At 40.1% G+C, this 636-nt stretch carries 1 protein-coding gene; it reads right to left on the reverse strand.

What is annotated here, in order from left to right:
* Positions 1-148: 148 nt before the first annotated feature.
* A partial coding sequence (locus J7438_RS26835; RefSeq protein ID WP_209279071.1) for an RAP domain-containing protein occupies positions 149-636 on the reverse strand: 488 nt, incomplete at its 5' end.

Here is a 636-nt window from a genome sequence, read left to right on the forward strand (position 1 = left end):
GGCATGAACGTCTGGTTGTTTGTAATCGTTACCTGAAGTTGTGTATTTCCAACTTATACCAGCACCGCTTCTGTCCATAATTATATTTCATTAATTCATGGAAAATATAAAAAGTAGACTATTCTACGGCATCAGCAGTTAGCATTTTTTACTGGCTTTTTTCTTTTTTTCTCTTCCTTTTTCTTTTTTTGGGCTTTTTTATTTTCTCTTCTAAATATTCTTCGGCGGTAAAATAACAGTCATCTGAACATTGCCCTCCATCATCGGCAGTAAAATATGCCTCACCTACCGCCCACTCGCCGCTGTTAATTGACACAGAGCCATAAGCCTCTGGCGGGACGGCTAACTTTGCCTTTATTTGCTCAATAACTATTTTCATTGAATCCTGGTTATCAATCTTGTTCACCGGGATTTCAATAACTTCAAATCCTAATTTCTGCAGCAGGGCGATTTTCAGCAACGTTGATCCATTCCTGGTTTTGAAATCACCACTGACGTAATGAGAAGGACCCTGAATGTCGATAACCGTGTTGTAATCTGGCAGTAGCAGATCAACCGGAGGTAATGAGTTCAGACTCTTTTCTTCTTCAATCTTCAACAACGGAAAATTCCATTGGAGGTGATCGCGGAAGGTGG

Source organism: Thalassotalea sp. G20_0 (assembly GCF_017744175.1).
Lineage (GTDB): Bacteria > Pseudomonadota > Gammaproteobacteria > Pseudomonadales > Endozoicomonadaceae > Endozoicomonas.